18 protein-coding genes are annotated in these 17,598 nt (G+C 53.8%); 6 read left to right on the top strand and 12 right to left on the bottom strand.

The window, feature by feature from the left end:
• Window positions 1-31 precede the first annotated feature (31 nt).
• Together AUP42_RS07730 and AUP42_RS07725 are read left to right on the top strand one after the other, a co-directional pair.
• Complete coding sequence (locus AUP42_RS07730; protein WP_181850494.1) at window positions 32-1,054, top strand: NAD(P)/FAD-dependent oxidoreductase; 1,023 nt, start codon at window positions 32-34, stop codon at window positions 1,052-1,054.
• A gap of 27 nt (window positions 1,055-1,081) precedes the next feature.
• On the top strand, window positions 1,082-1,495 hold the full coding sequence (locus tag AUP42_RS07725) for a GFA family protein (protein ID WP_062950460.1): 414 nt from the start codon (window positions 1,082-1,084) through the stop codon (window positions 1,493-1,495).
• Window positions 1,496-1,516: 21 nt separating this feature from the next.
• Here the strand turns inward: AUP42_RS07725 and AUP42_RS07720 are convergent, their stop codons facing one another.
• Window positions 1,517-2,311: an SDR family oxidoreductase gene (locus AUP42_RS07720; RefSeq protein ID WP_082824704.1), complete on the bottom strand. Its 795-nt coding sequence runs from the start codon at window positions 2,309-2,311 to the stop codon at window positions 1,517-1,519.
• A gap of 50 nt (window positions 2,312-2,361) precedes the next feature.
• A complete protein-coding gene (locus AUP42_RS07715) occupies window positions 2,362-2,679 on the bottom strand; it encodes a hypothetical protein (protein ID WP_062950452.1) in 318 nt (105 codons plus the stop codon).
• A gap of 103 nt (window positions 2,680-2,782) precedes the next feature.
• On the opposite strand from AUP42_RS07715, the gene AUP42_RS07710 reads away from it, so the two are divergent.
• Window positions 2,783-3,139 (top strand): winged helix-turn-helix transcriptional regulator, encoded by a 357-nt coding sequence (locus AUP42_RS07710; protein WP_062950450.1) that lies wholly within the window; start codon window positions 2,783-2,785, stop codon window positions 3,137-3,139.
• Window positions 3,140-3,165: 26 nt separating this feature from the next.
• On the opposite strand, the gene AUP42_RS07705 is transcribed toward AUP42_RS07710, so the two are convergent.
• Together AUP42_RS07705 and lepA are read right to left on the bottom strand one after the other, a co-directional pair.
• Window positions 3,166-3,624 (bottom strand): heme-degrading domain-containing protein, encoded by a 459-nt coding sequence (locus AUP42_RS07705; protein ID WP_062950448.1) that lies wholly within the window; start codon window positions 3,622-3,624, stop codon window positions 3,166-3,168.
• 130 nt (window positions 3,625-3,754) lie between these two features.
• Complete coding sequence (gene lepA / locus AUP42_RS07700) at window positions 3,755-5,560, bottom strand: translation elongation factor 4 (protein WP_007088706.1); 1,806 nt, start codon at window positions 5,558-5,560, stop codon at window positions 3,755-3,757.
• Between the two features lie 534 nt (window positions 5,561-6,094).
• Between lepA and AUP42_RS07695 the strand changes: the two genes are divergently transcribed.
• Both AUP42_RS07695 and AUP42_RS07690 read left to right on the top strand, forming a co-directional pair.
• Window positions 6,095-8,137, top strand: coding sequence for a sensor histidine kinase (locus tag AUP42_RS07695; protein WP_062950447.1), 2,043 nt, complete (start codon window positions 6,095-6,097; stop codon window positions 8,135-8,137).
• Window positions 8,138-8,258: 121 nt separating this feature from the next.
• Entirely contained in the window at window positions 8,259-8,714 is a 456-nt protein-coding gene (locus tag AUP42_RS07690; RefSeq protein ID WP_062950445.1) for a hypothetical protein, read from the top strand.
• 81 nt (window positions 8,715-8,795) lie between these two features.
• On the opposite strand, the gene pheT is transcribed toward AUP42_RS07690, so the two are convergent.
• The 8 genes from pheT to AUP42_RS07650 form a co-directional block, all read right to left on the bottom strand.
• Window positions 8,796-11,204, bottom strand: coding sequence for a phenylalanine--tRNA ligase subunit beta (pheT, locus tag AUP42_RS07685; RefSeq protein ID WP_062950444.1), 2,409 nt, complete (start codon window positions 11,202-11,204; stop codon window positions 8,796-8,798).
• A gap of 4 nt (window positions 11,205-11,208) precedes the next feature.
• A complete protein-coding gene (gene pheS / locus AUP42_RS07680) occupies window positions 11,209-12,279 on the bottom strand; it encodes a phenylalanine--tRNA ligase subunit alpha (protein WP_062950443.1) in 1,071 nt (356 codons plus the stop codon).
• A 117-nt stretch (window positions 12,280-12,396) separates the two neighbouring features.
• Window positions 12,397-12,753 carry a 50S ribosomal protein L20 gene (gene rplT / locus AUP42_RS07675; protein WP_062950441.1) on the bottom strand — a complete coding sequence of 119 codons (357 nt, stop codon included), beginning with the start codon at window positions 12,751-12,753 and terminating at the stop codon, window positions 12,397-12,399.
• A 16-nt stretch (window positions 12,754-12,769) separates the two neighbouring features.
• Complete coding sequence (gene rpmI, locus AUP42_RS07670; protein WP_007088699.1) at window positions 12,770-12,967, bottom strand: 50S ribosomal protein L35; 198 nt, start codon at window positions 12,965-12,967, stop codon at window positions 12,770-12,772.
• A gap of 329 nt (window positions 12,968-13,296) precedes the next feature.
• Window positions 13,297-13,701 (bottom strand): response regulator, encoded by a 405-nt coding sequence (locus tag AUP42_RS07665; RefSeq protein ID WP_062950438.1) that lies wholly within the window; start codon window positions 13,699-13,701, stop codon window positions 13,297-13,299.
• Between the two features lie 38 nt (window positions 13,702-13,739).
• Window positions 13,740-14,255, bottom strand: coding sequence for a translation initiation factor IF-3 (infC, locus tag AUP42_RS07660; RefSeq protein WP_062950436.1), 516 nt, complete (start codon window positions 14,253-14,255; stop codon window positions 13,740-13,742).
• Window positions 14,256-14,502: 247 nt separating this feature from the next.
• Window positions 14,503-15,519 carry a glycosyltransferase family 9 protein gene (locus AUP42_RS07655; RefSeq protein WP_097051715.1) on the bottom strand — a complete coding sequence of 339 codons (1,017 nt, stop codon included), beginning with the start codon at window positions 15,517-15,519 and terminating at the stop codon, window positions 14,503-14,505.
• Window positions 15,516-16,748 carry a glycosyltransferase family 4 protein gene (locus tag AUP42_RS07650; RefSeq protein ID WP_062950434.1) on the bottom strand — a complete coding sequence of 411 codons (1,233 nt, stop codon included), beginning with the start codon at window positions 16,746-16,748 and terminating at the stop codon, window positions 15,516-15,518. Before AUP42_RS07650 ends, AUP42_RS07655 begins: the two co-directional genes overlap by 4 nt.
• 174 nt (window positions 16,749-16,922) lie before the next feature.
• Between AUP42_RS07650 and AUP42_RS07645 the strand changes: the two genes are divergently transcribed.
• Window positions 16,923-17,585, top strand: a complete 663-nt coding sequence (locus AUP42_RS07645) for an alpha/beta hydrolase (protein WP_197468253.1) — start codon at window positions 16,923-16,925, stop codon at window positions 17,583-17,585.
• The last annotated feature ends 13 nt before the right edge of the window (window positions 17,586-17,598 follow it).

Raw genomic sequence — 17,598 nt, 5'->3', positions numbered from 1 at the left:
ATCGACCTGATGTTATTTGGATGGAATGAACATGTCAGACGCGTCGCACAGCACCGATATTGCCATAATTGGCGCCGGCCCTGTCGGTCTTTTCGCCGTTTTCGAAGCCGGAATGCTCGGGCTTAAAACTCATGTCATCGACGCGCTTGATATGGTTGGCGGACAATGCAGCGCGCTTTATCCGGAAAAGCCGATTTTCGATATTCCGGCCCACCCCCAGATCGCCGGTCAGGACCTGATTGATCAGCTTGCCAAACAGGCCGCCCCGTTCGAGCCGACCTATCATCTCGGTCAGCAGGTCACAAAGCTTGAAAAACGTGACGATGGCCGTTTCACGCTGGAAACCTCGGTCGGCACCATCATTGATGCGGGTGCGGTTGTGATTGCGGCCGGTTGCGGTGCCTTTGGCCCGAACAAGCCCCCGATGGAAGGCCTTGAAGATTACGAAGGCAGCGGCGGCGTTCAGTATTACGTCAAACGCCGTGCCGATTTTGCCGGGAAAAAGGTCGTCATTGCCGGTGGTGGTGATTCGGCTGTGGATTGGGCTTTGTCGCTTCATGACATTGCCGAAAAGGTCATGGTCGTTCATCGTCGCCCGAAATTCCGTGCCGCCCCGGACAGCAGTGCCAAATTGCAGGCCCTGGCCGAAGCCGGAAAGATCGAGATGGTCATCCCCTATCAGCTCAAGAGCCTGAAGGGTGACAATGGAAAGCTTTCCCATGTCGTCGTTGCGACGCTTAAGGGCGAGGAACTTGCACTGGAAGCAGATCACCTGTTGCCGTTCTTTGGCCTTGCCATGGAACTTGGCCCGATTGCCGATTGGGGCCTTAACCTTGATCGCAACCATATTGGTGTCACGCAGGCCACCATGGCAACTTCGGTTCCGGGCATCTTCGCGATTGGCGATATCGCGACCTATGACCACAAACTGAAACTGATCCTCTCAGGCTTTGCCGAGGGGGCAAGCGCCATCCATTCCGCGCGCAGCTACCTGTTCCCGGACAAGGAATTCCATTTCGAATATTCCACCACGACGGGCGTTCCGGCGGAATAAGCCCTGATCAAAAAGGAAAAGCGCACCATGCCCACCACCACAACCACCGATCTTCATACTGGCGGCTGTCTGTGCGGTGCGGTGCGCTTTTCTGTTTCGGGCGAGCCAACGGGCGGCAATCACTGCCATTGCGGCATGTGCCGCAAGGATAGTGGATCAGGCGTCTCAACCTTTGTTACCTTTGCGACCGCAACCCTGAAATGGGATGGCAAACCGGCCGAGTTTGAAAGTTCGCCCAACCGGTTTCGCGGCTTTTGTCCGAAATGCGGATCAAGCCTTACCTGGCGGCACGGCGACTATCCTGACTTCCTCGATTTCAGGCTTGGCAGCTTCGACGACCCGACGCCTTTCAAAGCCAAAAAGCATCTATGGATGAGCACAGCCCTGCCCAGTTTTGCCGGAATTGATCCCGATATCGAACATGTCGATCAATCCAGCTGACCGGGCAGCATTGTACTTTTCCTAGACCGTCGGCACCGTGCCGCCATCAATGGTGTATTCGGCTCCATGAATTGATGACGCCCGATCTGATGCCAGAAAGGCAATCAATTCTGCCACTTCCTCCGGCTGTGCCGGACGCCCTAATGGAATGCCTCCCAATGCGTCAAGGATGCTTTGGCGCGCGGCTTCCTCGCTGATACCGCCGCCTTCTGCAATCCGTTCGACCATCGCCTTTGATGCATCGGTATAAATCCACCCCGGCGCAACAGCATTAACCCGCACGCCCTTGGGACCAACTTCCTTCGAAAGAACCTTGCTGTAAGTCGTAAGTGCTGCCTTTGCTGCGGCATAGGCCGTTGTTGCGTCAAATAGCGGCAAACGGCGCTGAATTGACGATGTATGCACAACAATACCGCTGCCACGCGCGATCATTTCGGGCACCAGACAGCGATCAAGTCGCACAGCCGACATCAGGTTAAGGTTCAGTTCCTTTTCCCAACCGGCATCGTCGATCACGGCAAAGCCACCGGACGGGTTTGATGACCCACCCAGAACGTGGATCAGGATATCAACCCCTCCCATGCGTTCGCGTGCGGCTGCGGCGAGTTTTTCGACGCCGGCCGTGGTCGAAAGGTCAGCCTGCACATAGCAGTCGCTGGCGATATCATCGGGCTTCTCGCCGCGGGCTGCCGTGATCAAGGTTCCCCCACCGGCCATCATGCGCTCAAAAACGGCCTTTCCTGTACCTTTGGTGCCGCCGGTCACAACTATGCGTTTCTGCGCAAATTCCTGCGCAGGATCTGGAAGCTGAAACATTTTATGGTCGCTCATTTTACTTGGAAAGTTGTGCAAGAAGTCGCGGTCGCCTAACCGATCAGAAGCTTTTCAATCCCGCCATTCGCAAGTTCGAACCGGTAATCAAGCTCAATCGGACTGTTGGGAAAGTCACCTCTGACCTTGGCTTTCACGGCAAATTTTTCATCTGCATGAACAACGTCAATCGGCTCGGCCACAAAGTTGTATTTTGCTTTGACGTCCGCCATCCACTTCCCAATTTCAGGTCGTCCCTGATGGCGTTGGTTTTCGTCTTCGACAATTGCAGTTTCATTGAAAGCCGCCGCCTTCTGCTCAACGCTATTGGCGGGATCAAAATATGCGGTGATCGGTTCGGGGAGTTTGATCATTTCGTTTGTTCCTGTCTGCTTGCTTGTCAGACAGGTATTTTTCAAACAAACTTACATCTTGGGAAGTACGTACTTTAAAGTAAGTAACTAACAGGTTCCAAGCATGGCAAAAACCTACACCCCGGTCACCGCGGCATCAGATGTCGAAACAATCTTCAAGATGCTCGAAGGCCGATGGAAACTGATTATTCTTTTCCATCTGTTCGGTGGCAAGGTCCAACGCTATTCAGATCTGGAAAAGCTGATCCCCGGCATTTCGCAGAAGATGCTTGCCCAGCAGCTTCGCCAGCTTGAAGCCGATGGTATAATCGAACGCAAGGTTTATCCGGTGGTTCCGCCCAAGGTAGAGTATCGCATGAGTGAGTGGGGGCAATCACTTTGCCCGGCACTTGATGCATTGCTCAAATGGGCCGAGGCATGCCCCAAGGATTCCGCGTTACCAGACACCAACAATCAATAACGACAATATGCCTCGGACAAATCTGATCAGACAGAAACCCCAAGAAAATCTTCCAGAACGCCAACGATCATGCCGTGATCCTCGTGCGAGGCAAGGCCGGATACGGTGATTGCCGCGATCACACCAACGCCTTTGACGCGAACCGGAAAACTGCCGCCGTGGTCGGCATAATCGGCAAAATCAATCCCGTGATCGGCAAGTGTCTTGCCCTTGGCTTTCAACGCCATGCCAAACTGCATTGATGATTGATGTTCGCGAAGTGTCAGATTGCTTTTGCGAAGCGCCCAGGAATCGTTGGCAGGATTCGCCCCCAGAAGGGCCGCGTGGAACAGGGTGCGATCCGAAGTCCGGATGTCGACGACAACCGGGGCATTCTGTGCCCGTGCAACCGCCACAAGGGCCGATCCGATTTCCCACGCTGTTTCCTCGTCAAAGCGATCAAAGACAAGGATGGCTTCCTGGCGTTGAAGAATTTCAAGATCCATGGCGGGCTCCTGCAACAAAACGGTATGAGGACCTATCCATAGCGCATGGCACGAATTGCCGAAAGCCCTCAAAGAAAAAGGCTGCATCCACAATGGGATGCAGCCTTTGTTTCGATACCGTAATTTCGCTCTATTTATCGTCGCTCATCTTAAGAGCGTTGATAAAGGCCGACTGCGGAATTTCCACCTTGCCGAACTGGCGCATCTTTTTCTTACCGGCCTTCTGCTTATCGAGAAGTTTGCGTTTACGCGAAACGTCACCGCCATAACATTTGGCCGTCACGTCCTTACGCATCGCAGAAACCGTTTCACGCGCGATCACCTTGCCGCCGATGGCGGCCTGAATGGCAACCTTGAACATCTGGCGCGGGATAAGGTCCTTAAGACGTTTGCAAATCTCGCGGCCACGATGTTCGGCAGCAGAACGGTGAACCATCAATGCAAGCGCATCGACCGGCTCTTCGTTGACCAGAATGGATACCTTGACCAGATCGCTTTCGTCATAGCCGGCCAGTTCGTAATCAAAGCTGGCATAGCCACGCGAAATCGATTTCAGACGGTCATAGAAATCAAACACCACCTCGTTCAGCGGCAGCTTGTAAACCGCCATCGCCCGGTTCCCGACATAGGTCAGGTCCTGCTGAATGCCGCGACGTTCGGTGCAAAGCGTCAGAATGCCGCCAAGATATTCGTCCGGCACCATGATGGATGCCTTGATCCAGGGTTCTTCAATGGCCTTGATCTTGGTGACATCGGGGAAATCCGCCGGGTTGTGCAGCAGAATATCTTCGCCTTTGGTCATCGAGATTTTATAGGAAACCGATGGCGCCGTGGTGATCAGGTCCAGTTCGAACTCGCGTTCAAGACGTTCCTGAATGATTTCAAGATGCAAAAGCCCCAGGAAGCCACAGCGGAAACCAAGACCAAGTGCGGTCGAGTTTTCCGGCTCGAACTGGAAGGATGCATCGTTAAGGTGCAGCTTTTCAAGCGCATCGCGCAGGACATCATATTCGCTGGTATCAACCGGGAAAATGCCACAGAACACCACCGGAATGGACGGCTTGAACCCGGCAAGAGGTTTTGCGCAGGGGCGTTTTTCTTCGGTAATCGTGTCACCGACTTCGCATTCGGCAACGGTTTTCATACCGCAATTGATAAAGCCGACTTCACCCGGCCCCATTTCATCAAGCGCAAGCGGCTTGGGCGTAAACACGCCGACGCGATCAACCGTATGGGTGACCTTGGCGTTCATGAAGCGGATTTTCTGGCCTTTTTTCAGCGTGCCTTCTTTGACACGCACCAGAATCATGACACCCAGATAGGAGTCATACCAGCTATCGACCAGAAGAACTTCAAGCGGTGCCGCCGGATCGCCCGTAGGTGCCGGAAGACGATGCACCAATGCTTCGAGCACATCGGGCACGCCCAGTCCGGTTTTGGCCGAAATCATCAGCGCATCACTGGCGTCAATGCCAATCACTTCTTCGATCTGTTCCTTGACGCGGTCCGGTTCTGCGGCAGGCAGATCAACCTTGTTCAGGACAGGCACGATTTCGTGGTTGTTATCAATCGCCTGATAAACGTTGGCCAGCGTCTGCGCCTCGACACCCTGAGCGGCATCAACCACCAGAAGCGATCCCTCGCATGCGGCAAGCGAACGCGACACTTCATAGGCGAAGTCCACATGGCCCGGCGTATCCATCAGGTTCAGGGTATATTCCTGACCGTCCTTGGCCGTGTATTTCAGACGCACCGCCTGCGACTTGATGGTGATCCCGCGTTCGCGTTCGATATCCATCGAGTCGAGGACCTGTTCGGACATCTCGCGATCGGTGAGACCGCCGGTAAGCTGGATCAGACGGTCGGCCAGGGTCGATTTACCGTGGTCGATATGCGCGATAATCGAAAAGTTTCGAATGTTCTTAAGATCGGTCATATGGCTGCTTCTGGCACTGGACGATGGTTATGTCAAAAATTCGGTTCGGTTATTGCCAAAACACGATCGCGTTCAACATCGATCATTTATCACAAAGCCGGTGTCACGCCGTTTGCATCTTCCCGGTCAGCCCACCCGATCGGGGCAGCGACATCTGGGAGAGGCGCGGCAGCAAAAGCTGTTCTGCCGCGATACAAGCGGGCGATACCGGCAATCTCGGATCGTCTTGGCCGTCCTGGCGATAAAAACCAATCGCCAACAGCGGGTTTATAGGGGTTTTTAACTGCAATTAGAAGCACTGTGTTTGAATTCGGTTCTGCGAATTCGCCTTCAGCCTACCCCGGATTTGCATGATCGTCCCTTCCTGATGACCGCAACAGGCCCCGAGCAAGGGCAAGTTGCTGTCATCGCGCGTTTTTTTATATGAGAACAGACGCATTATTACCGGTTGAATGCTTTTCAACCGAACCAAAAAAACATAGGCTTTGATGACGGGGCAGTTGGGCATGATCAGGCAAGGGTGCAACAAAGAAAATGTTTCTGACATCCATCGAGCCGTCATTGTCCAGACGCGGATTAAGCAAACTGCGAAAGCGTCTTGCAGCCCTTACGATTACCGGCATGGTGATCCTGCTGTTTTCCTTCTTCTTCATCCAGAAAACGCTTTACGACAGCGCGATTGATCAGGCGCGTGCACAAATGATGGCGGTCACCTATCATCTGAGTGCCGTGCTTGCGCAAAACAGCACAATCGACCTGCAACGCGTCACTGATGAAAATCCCGATCTTTCCGTTGGCGTTCTGGATAATGAACGCAATCAGATCAATGGCACCATTCCGCCTCATTTGGTTGATGATCTTTTTGATGAAATAGACAAACAAAAAGCCTCTCGCGGCAGTTTGTTATGCATGCATGGCAATACCGTAATGCTGCTGGCATATAGTATCCTGCCACAGTTTGACCGCATCGTTGTCACCTACATTCCCCGGCACATTTTATTGGGCAACTGGCGCGAAGCGATCATGCTTCACGCATCGTTGTTTCTGATCGTTCTGCTGATTATGGCGGGACTTTCTGTCTGGCTTTGGCAGCGTCTGAAACGACAGCATTTGCGCGCTGCCGATCTGGCCGAACATTTCAACGATTCAGAAAACACCCTGTCTGATTGTGGCTGTGCAATTTTAAGCTGGTCGACAAAGGATCCGGCGGGAACTCTTACGTCCCGGCTTAACTGGCCGGAAATACTCGGACTTGCCTTTGCCGACATCAAGCCAACCGCCGAGGCATTCCTTTCGCAGCTTAGCGACGCATCACGGGCACAATTGCGCGCACCCCTGATCGAAAATCGGTGGCAGGACAAACGTATCGGCACCATGGTGGATTTGCGTACATCTGCCGACCAGATGCAGCGTTTCTATCTGATGGCCCAACACCGGGCTGAAGAAGAGGCTGAAACCGTCACTGTCCTGTTGTTGGAAACCGCACCACAGCAGGAACTTTGCCATCCGTTCGAAACCTACCTGCATCATACGCCGGAACCTTCTATTGCCCTGGATACGAATGGTATTCTGCGCGGCCTGAGCCCGGCACTGGCCGAACTCGCTGGCAAGCAGGTTTATGATTTGATTGGAAAACCATTCGAAGCCCTTTTTCTTCCGGAAGACAGGGAAATGGTTCGCGCAAGTTTCATGGATCAGGCATCTGGCGAGTTTCAGGAGAGCGAACTGGTTTTTCGTATCCTCGATCAGCGTGGAGAAAATCGCTGGCTTGCCTGGCACGGTATCGGACCGTTTGAAGGCATGACCTTCAGCAGTGCACGGGATGTAACCCAGTTTGTCGAAAATGCGAACAAGCTGCGCGATACCCTCGATCAGCTCAAACGCACCAATGAAGATCTTGAACAGTTCGCCTATGTCGCATCCCATGACTTGCAACAGCCATTACGCATGGTTGCAAGCTATACCCAGCTTCTGAAACGTCGTTATGGCGGGTCCCTCGACCAGGAGGCCGACGAATATATCGACTATGCAGTCGATGGCGCAAAACGCATGCATAAACTGATCAGTCATTTGCTGGAATATGCCAAGACTGGTAGCAGCGACGATGAAATGACCCAAATCGACTGCAATCAGGTGCTGAATGAAGCCCAGGCCGATCTCAAAGCCATTATTGTTCAGGAACAGGCCACCATCACCCATAATGACCTGCCTGTAATCAACGGTGACCGCATCAGTCTGTCCCGTCTGTTTCAGAACCTGCTGTCGAATGCCATCAAATACCGTCGTCCCGGTGTGCCACCTCATATTGATATCCGCGTCATACCCGATCCGGAAACCGCAGGATTTTGGCGTTTCTCAGTTCGCGACAACGGAATTGGCATTCATCCGGAACATGCCCAACGTATTTTCCGCCTGTTTCAGCGCCTGCATAAAGATGAATTCAGCGGGACCGGCCTTGGCCTTTCTTTATGCCGCAAAATTGCCGAACAGCATGGCGGCAGGATATGGCTTGATACCTCCCGCCCCATAACCGATCCCGGGGCAACGTTCATTTTCACGTTGCGGGGAACGCCCTAGAACTACTGAACGCCTGCCGCAAAATTACCGATGGCAAGCATCTTGCTTGGAAAATCCGGAGAAGGACGGGGCCGGTAAAAGCTGCCCGCTTGAATGCCCATCGACCGTTACGGAGCATCATATGACCGATATTAATTTCCGGATCGCCATCGCACTAAGCGGAGCCCTTTTGCTGGCTGCCTGCGGTTCCGACATGAGAACCATGCCCGACAATCACATGCAGAAACTGGCCTATATGTTCGCCGAGCGGGATGTTGATGCGCCTTTGCCGCGGGGATGGCGTCAGCTCAATGGCACGGAAATCAATTATCGTTTCGCTAACGAAACTTATGCCGTTTATTCCGTTGACGAGGACGAAGAACTTCTGGTGATGCATCTTTCTGATAACGGAACCGGTCGACTTGACGCCGATGATGACCGCGAAAGCTGCACGTGGAATAACCTGGTCGATCAGCTCAACATCGAATGCGATGATACCGATATGGAATGGCGCATATACACCAATGGTCCGGACATGATTGCCATCGACCTTGATGAAGATGAATTTGCCATCCTGCGCAAACGTCCCGGCGGATAAGAACCACTTTTCGCACCCCTGCCACAAAAAACGGGCCATCCAATGGACAGCCCGTTTTTCATATAATCTTTCAACTGCACATCAGGCGCGCAGGGAACCGCCTGTTGCCTTTTCGACAGCGGCAACAACCTTCTTGCAAACCCCGTCGATTTCCTCTTCGGTCAGGGTTGCCTTGGTCGGCTGCAGGGTGATCGAGAAAGCAACCGATTTCTTGCCATCCTCGATACCTTTGCCTGCATAAAGGTCAAAGATCGTAACATCCGAAATCAGGTTCCGGTCGACACTGCGGGCTGCCTTGACGATGGCCTCGGACTGAACATTTGCATCCAGAAGGAAGGCAAAGTCGCGTTCAACCGACTGGAAGCTTGATGCATTCAGCAAAGGCCGTCCCGTTCCCTTTTTCTTGGGCATCGGTACATTTTCAACAAACAGTTCAAAGGCAACAACGCGCCCCTTAACACCCAGTTCTTTCAACACTTTCGGGTGCAGTTCGCCAAAATAGCCAAGGACATTTTTCGGGCCCAGCTGCAATGCCGCCGAACGACCAGGATGATACCATGATGGTGCCCCTTCGGCATTGACCTGCACGTTGGCTGATGCCGTACCAAGCGCTTCAAGCAGCGCTTCTGCGTCTGCCTTAACATCAAACAGATCGACATCACGGCGCGAACCGGTCCAACTGCGCGGGGTGGTTGCCCCTGATCGCAAACCGGCAGCTACCAGACGCTGATCCCCCGGCTGATCGCCAAAGAATTCTGGCCCGGCCTCAAACAACGCCAGATCGGCGAAACCGCGCGACTGGTTACGACCAACTGCCGCGATCAGATTTATAAGGACGTTCGGACGCATCACATCCAGATCCGAACTGATCGGATTGGCAAGGAACAGGCCCGGCTTCAGATCGGTAAACAGTTTTGCCCATCGCGAGTCGGTGAAGGACCAGGTAACGGTTTCAAACATCCCGCGCGAAGCCAGTATCCGACGGGTCAGACCAACCCGCTTCTGGAACGGGCTAAGGGCCGGAACCGGCAGGCTGGTTTCACGTTCCAGCGGCACCGTCGGAATTTTGTCATATCCGACAATGCGCAAAACTTCCTCGACCAGATCGGCTTCGCCGATGACATCCGGACGCCAGGTTGGTGCAACCGCCGTGATAACAGGCGCGGCCCCGCTGACCTCAAAACCAAGCGATTTCAGAATCGCAATCGCCTGATCGGCGTCAACCGAAACACCGCCCAGCTCCCGAATGCGATCAATACGAAGATCGAAGCTGTTGCGCGGATTAGGGACCTCGCCCGCCTTCACGACATGGGAAACTTCACCACCGCAAATCTCGGTAATCAGACGTGTCGCAACCTCTATACCCCAGGAAATCGACTGCGGGTCGACACCGCGCTCGAACCGGTAACGGGCATCGGAATTGATCTGCAGTTTGCGGCCGGTCTTTGCAACACTGATCGGATCGAACAGGGCGCATTCAACAAAGACATTGACCGTTTCATCGACACAACCGGTTTCTTCGCCACCGATGATACCGCCAAGGCCAAGTGCTTTTGCCTGATCGGCGATCACGACCATGCTGTCGGAAAGCGTGTATTCCTTGTTATCAAGTGCCGCAATCTTCTCGCCACTGGTGGCATAGCGGACATTGATGTCACCCGACAGCTTGTCAGCATCAAACACGTGCAACGGACGCGCAAGATCGTGCGTTACAAGGTTTGTAATATCAACAAGTGCCGAAATCGGACGCAGCCCGATGGCTTCGAGACGGGCCTTCAGCCACGCCGGGCTTTCGCCGTTTTTAACACCGCGGATATAACGACCATAGAACGCCGGAACCGCCGCATTCTGCGCAATATTGGCCGAAATCGAAACACCGACGGGGCTGTCAAACGTGCCCGCAACCGCCTGCTGGCGCGGGTCGTCCTTTAGCGTGCCAATGCCAGCCGCCGCCAGGTCGCGCGCAATCCCGCGAACACCGGTGCAATCCGGCCGGTTCGGGGTCAGACCGATTTCAATGATCGGATCATCCGCTCCCAGCACTGATGCCACCTGGGCACCAATCGGGGCATCTTCGGGCAGTTCAATAATGCCGTCATGATCTTCGCCAAGGCAAAGTTCACGGGTCGAGCACATCATGCCCTGGCTTTCGACGCCACGGATTTTGCCCGGTTTCAGTTTCGAGCCGTCAATCGGAATAATCGCGCCCGGTTGTGCCAGCGCAACCTTGATGCCGGTTCGGGCATTGGGGGCACCACAGACAACCTGAATGATCTTTTCACCGGTATTGACCCGGCAGAGTTTCAGACGATCCGCATCCGGATGCTGGCCCGCTTCTTCGATATAGGCGACCCGGATATCCCTAAGCGCCGCCGCACGATCCGTGACACCTTCTATCTCCAGTCCGACATCGGTGAGCTTTTCGGCAATCACGTCGATCGAAGCATCGGTTTCAAGATGCTGTTTCAGCCAGTCGAGTGTGAATTTCATGGTCTTAGCCTCTCACCATATTCGGTACATCCAGCGGCACGAAACCATAGTGTTTCAGCCAGCGCAGATCGGTATCGAAGAAGGTGCGAAGATCGGGAATGCCGTATTTCAGCATCGCGATACGCTCGATCCCCATGCCAAAGGCAAAGCCCTGATATTCATTCGGATCAAGTCCACAAGCCGCCAGAACGCGCGGGTGAACCATACCGCAGCCCAGAATCTCCAGCCAGTCGTCGCCTTCACCAATCTTGAGCTCCCCACCCTTGCGCGAACAGCCAATATCCATTTCGGCACTCGGCTCGGTAAAGGGGAAGAAGCTTGGACGGTAGCGAACCGGAACTTCGTCCAGTTCGAAATAGGTTTTAACAAACTCCAGCAGACACCCTTTCAGGTGCCCCATATGGGTTTTCTTGTCGATCACCAGTCCCTCGACCTGATGGAACATCGGCGTATGGGTCATATCGCTATCGGAACGATAGGTACGACCCGGCGCGATGATGCGGATCGGCGGGGTTTTCGACTGCATGGTTCTGATCTGCACCGGCGAGGTATGGGTCCGCAGCACAAGGCGCGAACCGTCTTCCTGCTCAGGCAGATAGAAAGTGTCCTGCATTTCACGCGCCGGATGTTCCGGCGGAATGTTCAGGGCGGTAAAGTTATGGAAATCGTCTTCGACATCCGGACCTTCGGCAAGAGCAAAGCCCATCTCGCCAAAGATCGAAATGATTTCGTCCATCGTCTGGCTGATCGGATGGATGCGACCAGCAGTTTCGTCCATGCGCGCGGGCAGGGTCACATCGATCCGCTCGCCAATCAGACGCGCATTCAATGCTGCATCTTCAAGGCCGGATTTGCGGGTGTCGATCGCCTCGGCAACCTGATCTTTGACAGCGTTCAGCGTCTGACCGAATTCACGGCGCTGATCCGGGTCCATCTGACCAAGGTTTTTCATCAGGCCGGTAATACGGCCCTTTTTGCCAAGAGCGCTGATACGAACATCTTCAAGAGCCTGTAAATCGGCTGCTTTTTCGACTTCGGCCAGAACCTCTTCGCGCAATGCTTCGATGTTTTCCATAACTTCCGACGCTTTGCTTAAAGTGAATTGGGATAAACAAAAGAAAGGGGACGGCCAATATGGCCGCCCCCGATCAAATCAGGCAAGTGCCGATTAAACCTTTTTACAAAAGGTTTATTAGCCGAGTGCAGCCTGCGCCTGGGTAACCAGAGCTTTGAAAGCTTCCGGTTCGCGCACAGCGATGTCGGCAAGCACTTTGCGGTCCAGTTCAACGCCAGCCTTCTTGAGGCCGTTCATGAACTGCGAGTAGCTCAGACCGTTTTCACGAGCACCGGCGTTGATACGCTGAATCCACAGGCTGCGGAACTGGCGTTTCTTAACGCGACGATCGCGATATGCATACTGCAGACCTTTTTCAACGGCCTGCACTGCAGTGCGGTAAGCATTCTTACGGCGACCGCGGTAACCTTTGGCAGCCTTGATAACCTTGCGGTGACGGGCGTGAGAAGACACGCCCCCTTTTACACGAGCCATTTAACTCTCCTTAGCCTTAACCGTACGGCAGGAATTTTTTGACGATGCGGGCATCTGCGTCACAGAGAATCTCCGTGCCACGTGCCTGGCGCTTCATCTTGGTGGGTTTCGCAGTCAACAGGTGACGCTTGTTAGCGACATTGCGACGAACTTTACCCTTTGCGGTCAGGCTAAAGCGTTTTTTAGCGCTCGCTTTGGTCTTCATCTTGGGCATTTTTCTATCCTTGCATAAGCAATGAAACACGAAATTCCCCACGGCGGCTGGGCATGCCCTGAAAGATCAAATGATCTTTCCAGCCTCACCACCTGTTTTGGGGACGGGTGGTTATAGACTCCACCCCTTCCTTTTTCAAGGACCTTTTCGCGACGGTTCTCTTGGATTTTTAGGCTTCTCGCCGATCATCACGAAACATCGGTCAGGAGCATGCCAAAACCGGCACAACACCTTCTGATCCGCCAAGACTGCCAGAAGGTGGCGTCATCGACCATTACATCACGAGGACAACGAGAAAACCGGGCCATCCGTGACCCGCGATCAAAATCTTAAATCGCTGTTTTGATGGTATGAACCCGGCCGATCCACTTTTCGATTCGGCTTAGCAGCTTTTCACGATTGATCGGTTTGAGGACAAAGTCATTACCGCCGGCGGCAACACCGCCCCGCAGGTCCTCTTCCCCCTGACGGGCCGTCACATAGATGATGGCACAGGCAAGATCGGGGAAACGGGTCCGAACCCGGATTGAGGCCTCAAAACCATTCATACCCGGCATCATGATATCCATCAGGATAATCCGGGGCTTTCTGGTTTTCAGAGTTTCAAGAAGTTCCTTGCCAGAGGAAACGCCAACAAAACTGTAACCGCCGCTTTCGACGATCCGCTTTAGAAGCACGAGACTTTTGGGGTCGTCATCGACTCCAACGATCAGAAGATCATTCCCGGCTGCCATGGCATTCCCTCTTGCTTGGAAAGGCAAAACGCCGCGGATTAACGCGGCGCCAGCACCATAATCATTATGCGACCTTCCATCTTCGGCATCTGTTCGGTTTTGGCAAGATCTTCAAGATCCCCCGAAAAACGCTGCAGCATGCCAAGACCAAGGTCCTGGTGAGCCATTTCACGTCCGCGGAAACGCAACGTGACTTTCACCTTGTCTCCGCCGCCAAGAAACTTCTGTGCCGCACGGAGCTTCACATTGTAATCATGGGTATCGATGTTCGGCCGGAGCTTGATTTCCTTGACCTCGATAACCTTCTGTTTCTTTTTGGCTTCGTTCTGTTTCTTGCTTTGTTCGTACTTGAACTTGCCGTAGTCGATCAGCTTACAGACGGGAGGCTCGGCATTCGGAGCGACTTCGACAAGGTCGAGTCCAGCTTCCATCGCCATTTCAATGCCTTCACGAACCGTCATCGGATCAGACATGTTGCCTTCAGCGTCGACAACACAGATGGCACGAGCTTTGATATCCTCATTGACGCGCGGACCGTCCTTGGTCGGCTGCATCGGTTTACGTGGTCGTGCTATGGATAATCTCCTTTGGTAATCAAACAAAAAGCACAGAAACAAGTCACGGGTAACACAGAAAGTCGCCGGGCCGCACGTCCCGTCATGCATACTGTGAAACGGACCTTTGCCTAGCATATCGGGCCGCAGTCAGAAAGCAATGATTTTAGCCTTCTGCAACAGTATTCAAAGCCTTGCTGCCTGCTGAACACAATGACAGACGAACGAGATGGCAGAAACCGCGATATTAATCGACAAGATCAAGGCGATGACGCACCTCATCCATCACCCGGTTAACTGTCAATTCCCGCAAATCATTTTCACGTACGATACTGACAGCATTGTCAGTTGTTCCACGTGGCGCGCTCTTTTTCGGATCTGAGTCGCGTGAAAACAGGACAATAGAAGGTGCCCCGGCGGCGGCGGCAATATGCATCGGTCCGGTGTCATTTCCGATCGCCAGAACGGATCGTGCCGCCAGCCCTGCAATATCGAGAAACCCGGTGCGCCCCATCAGGTTTCGTGCCTTGGGACACATGCTGTCAATTTTGCTCAGAACGTCGGCTTCCTTATCAGTCCCGATCAGCACCGGCGTCAGACGATAGTCGGCAATCTTTTTTGCCAGCAAACCGAACCGCTCGGCAGGCCACCGCTTGTCAGGACGGTGCGGGGCACCGCCAGGACAAATAAGAACAAACGGGCTTCGAACGCCAAATCGTTCCAGATCGATATCCGATCCGGCAATAAACGGCGGCGGCACGTTTTCAATCCCGGAACGGTGCAGCTGATCTGCCAGCCGATCAATGGTATGCAGGCTGTCACGATCCGGGTTATCGTGCGGATGCGAACATCCCCGCGCAATCCCCGACCATTCGGGTGCCTTACCCGGCCAGAACAAACGATAATAGAATCCGCTACGATCCGATGTTTGCAGATCATAGACCCGGTCAAAATTCCCGTTTCGCAAGAATCGGCGCAGTGCGAGAACCTCACGCACCTGATAAAGCTTTGGACGCCGATCAATCGCAATCGCATCAAAATAGCCCGTCGATTTTATCAGATCGACATAAAGCCGGGTCGTCAGCACCGTTATATGCGCGCGTGGATGCGCCGCCCGGATCGCGGCGAAGGCCCCCATGGCAAGAATGATATCTCCCAGGGCAGAAAGCTTGATGACGAGGATGCGTTCCTGCTTGGCATCGGGCATCACACCCGCAACAATTTCAGCATCTTGCGGCATGTCCGAAGTGATCGTTTCTGTCATGCAGCGTTCCTGATTGCGCCTTTCAGCGCCTTTTCATAAACCGCCAGCGTTTTCTCTGCCATCTGGGTCAGCGAGTAGTTTTCTATAACGTGTCTGCGACCTTTTTGCGCCAAAGCGGCACGTTTTTCTGGCGTCAGTCGCAATATCTGCACCAATGCAACAGACAATTGATCAACTTGATTTGGCGTAACCAGCCAGCCGGTTTCACCGGGCAAAACGGTCTCCATCGCGCCACCATGGGCCGTCGAGACAACCGGACGCCCCATTGCCTGGGCTTCGGATGGAATTCGGCCAAAGGCCTCGGGCTCGATTGAGGGACATGCCACGACATCCGCCAACATGTAGGCAGCGGGCATATCGGCACAGTGTTCAACAATATGCACGATATCCTCAAGGCCAAGCTTCTTGGTCAAAGCCAGCACTTCATCACGGTAAGCCGTGCGCCCCTGATCGGAACCGACCATCAGGCAACGCACGTTCCGATGGCCAAGTGCCTCGAATACTGCGGGCAACGCCTTGATCAGGAAACAATGCCCTTTCCAGCGCGTAATGCGTCCCGGCAGCATGATGACATATTCTTCACCGGTCAAACGCCACTGATTTGACAGTGCAATCAGGCGTTCCTGACTGACATTCTCCGGGTTGAACAAGTCTGTATTTGTTCCGCGCGGCACAATATTCAGGCGCGCAGAATCCATTTTATAAAATTTGCGAATATGGTCTGCGATGTGATTGGAAATGGCGATGACCTGATCGCCCATCGTCATGATCGCATTATAGCGCTTCTTGAACAGGTTGTTGTAACCGGAATAAGTGCCGTGGAATGTCGTGACGAACGGAATGCCAGCCTTGCGCGCGGCGAAATAGGCACTCCAGGCTGGCGCACGCGAACGCGCATGAATAATATCAACGCCCTCGGCACGAATAAGATCAACCAGCGCATCAATATTACGGCGCATGGTAAATAGGTTTTTTGACTTCAGTGGCAAGGTGATATGACGGGCACCAAACCGGTCAAGCTCGCGCTCAAGCCGCCCGCCCTGCGAGGCGACCAGCGCAACACCACCCCCATCGACAATGGCACGCGCGATATCAACCGTACCGCGCTCCACACCACCGGTATCAAGTTCCGGCAGAACTTGCAGAATCACCGCCGGGCGATAATCCGCACCTTGCGCCTGCTGTTCCGGACGATAAACTGACTGGGTCTTGATTTCTGACGCGCTCATGCAATTCCAACCACTAACACCCAAGGATACCCTTCCCGGATGACAAATGACATGCCGACGCCTCAGTATCTCGAGCGGCCTGACGGATTAAAAATCGCATACCATGCGACTCCCGGCAAGCTGACAGAAGTACAAGGCCAACAAAAGCCTGGCGTTCTGTTTCTGGGGGGCTTCATGTCCGATATGACCGGCACAAAGGCCACCCATCTTGAGGCCCATTGCGTACAGCAGGGGCTGGCTTATACCCGCTTTGACTATTCGGGTCACGGACAATCGGCAGGCATGTTCAAAGACGGAACCATTGGACAGTGGGCACGCGATGCCATTGCCATTATTGACGAAATCACCACGGGTCCACTTATTCTGGTCGGGTCGTCAATGGGTGGCTGGATCATGCTGTTGGCGGCACTGGCCCGGAAAGAACGCATCGCCGGACTTGTTGGCATTGCGGCCGCCCCCGACTTCACCGAAGACCTTATGTGGGCGCAATTCACCGATGCCCAGAAATCCGACATCGTCGAAAACGGCGCACTAATAGAGCCGACCGAGTATGGTGACGATCCTTATACGATCACGCATGCCCTGATCGAAGACGGCAGAAATCAGCTCCTTTTGCGAAACCCGATCAAACTTGAATGCCCGGTGCGGCTGATCCAAGGCATGCAGGACCCAGATGTCCCATGGCAGACCTCAATTCGTCTGACAGATGCACTGGTTTCCAAAGATGTCCGCGTAGATTTGATCAAAACCGGTGATCACCGCCTGTCCGAACCGGATCAGCTTGATGTCATCACCAAACATCTTGATGAGATTATCGAAAAGGTGACGGTCGGCTAGGACCGTCACCATG

The sequence above is a fragment of the Thalassospira lucentensis genome, assembly GCF_001613805.1.
In the GTDB taxonomy this organism is placed as follows: Bacteria; Pseudomonadota; Alphaproteobacteria; order Rhodospirillales; family Thalassospiraceae; genus Thalassospira; species Thalassospira lucentensis_A.
The sequence above is the reverse complement of the archived record's forward strand: the minus strand, read 5'-3'. Positions and strand labels throughout refer to the sequence as shown.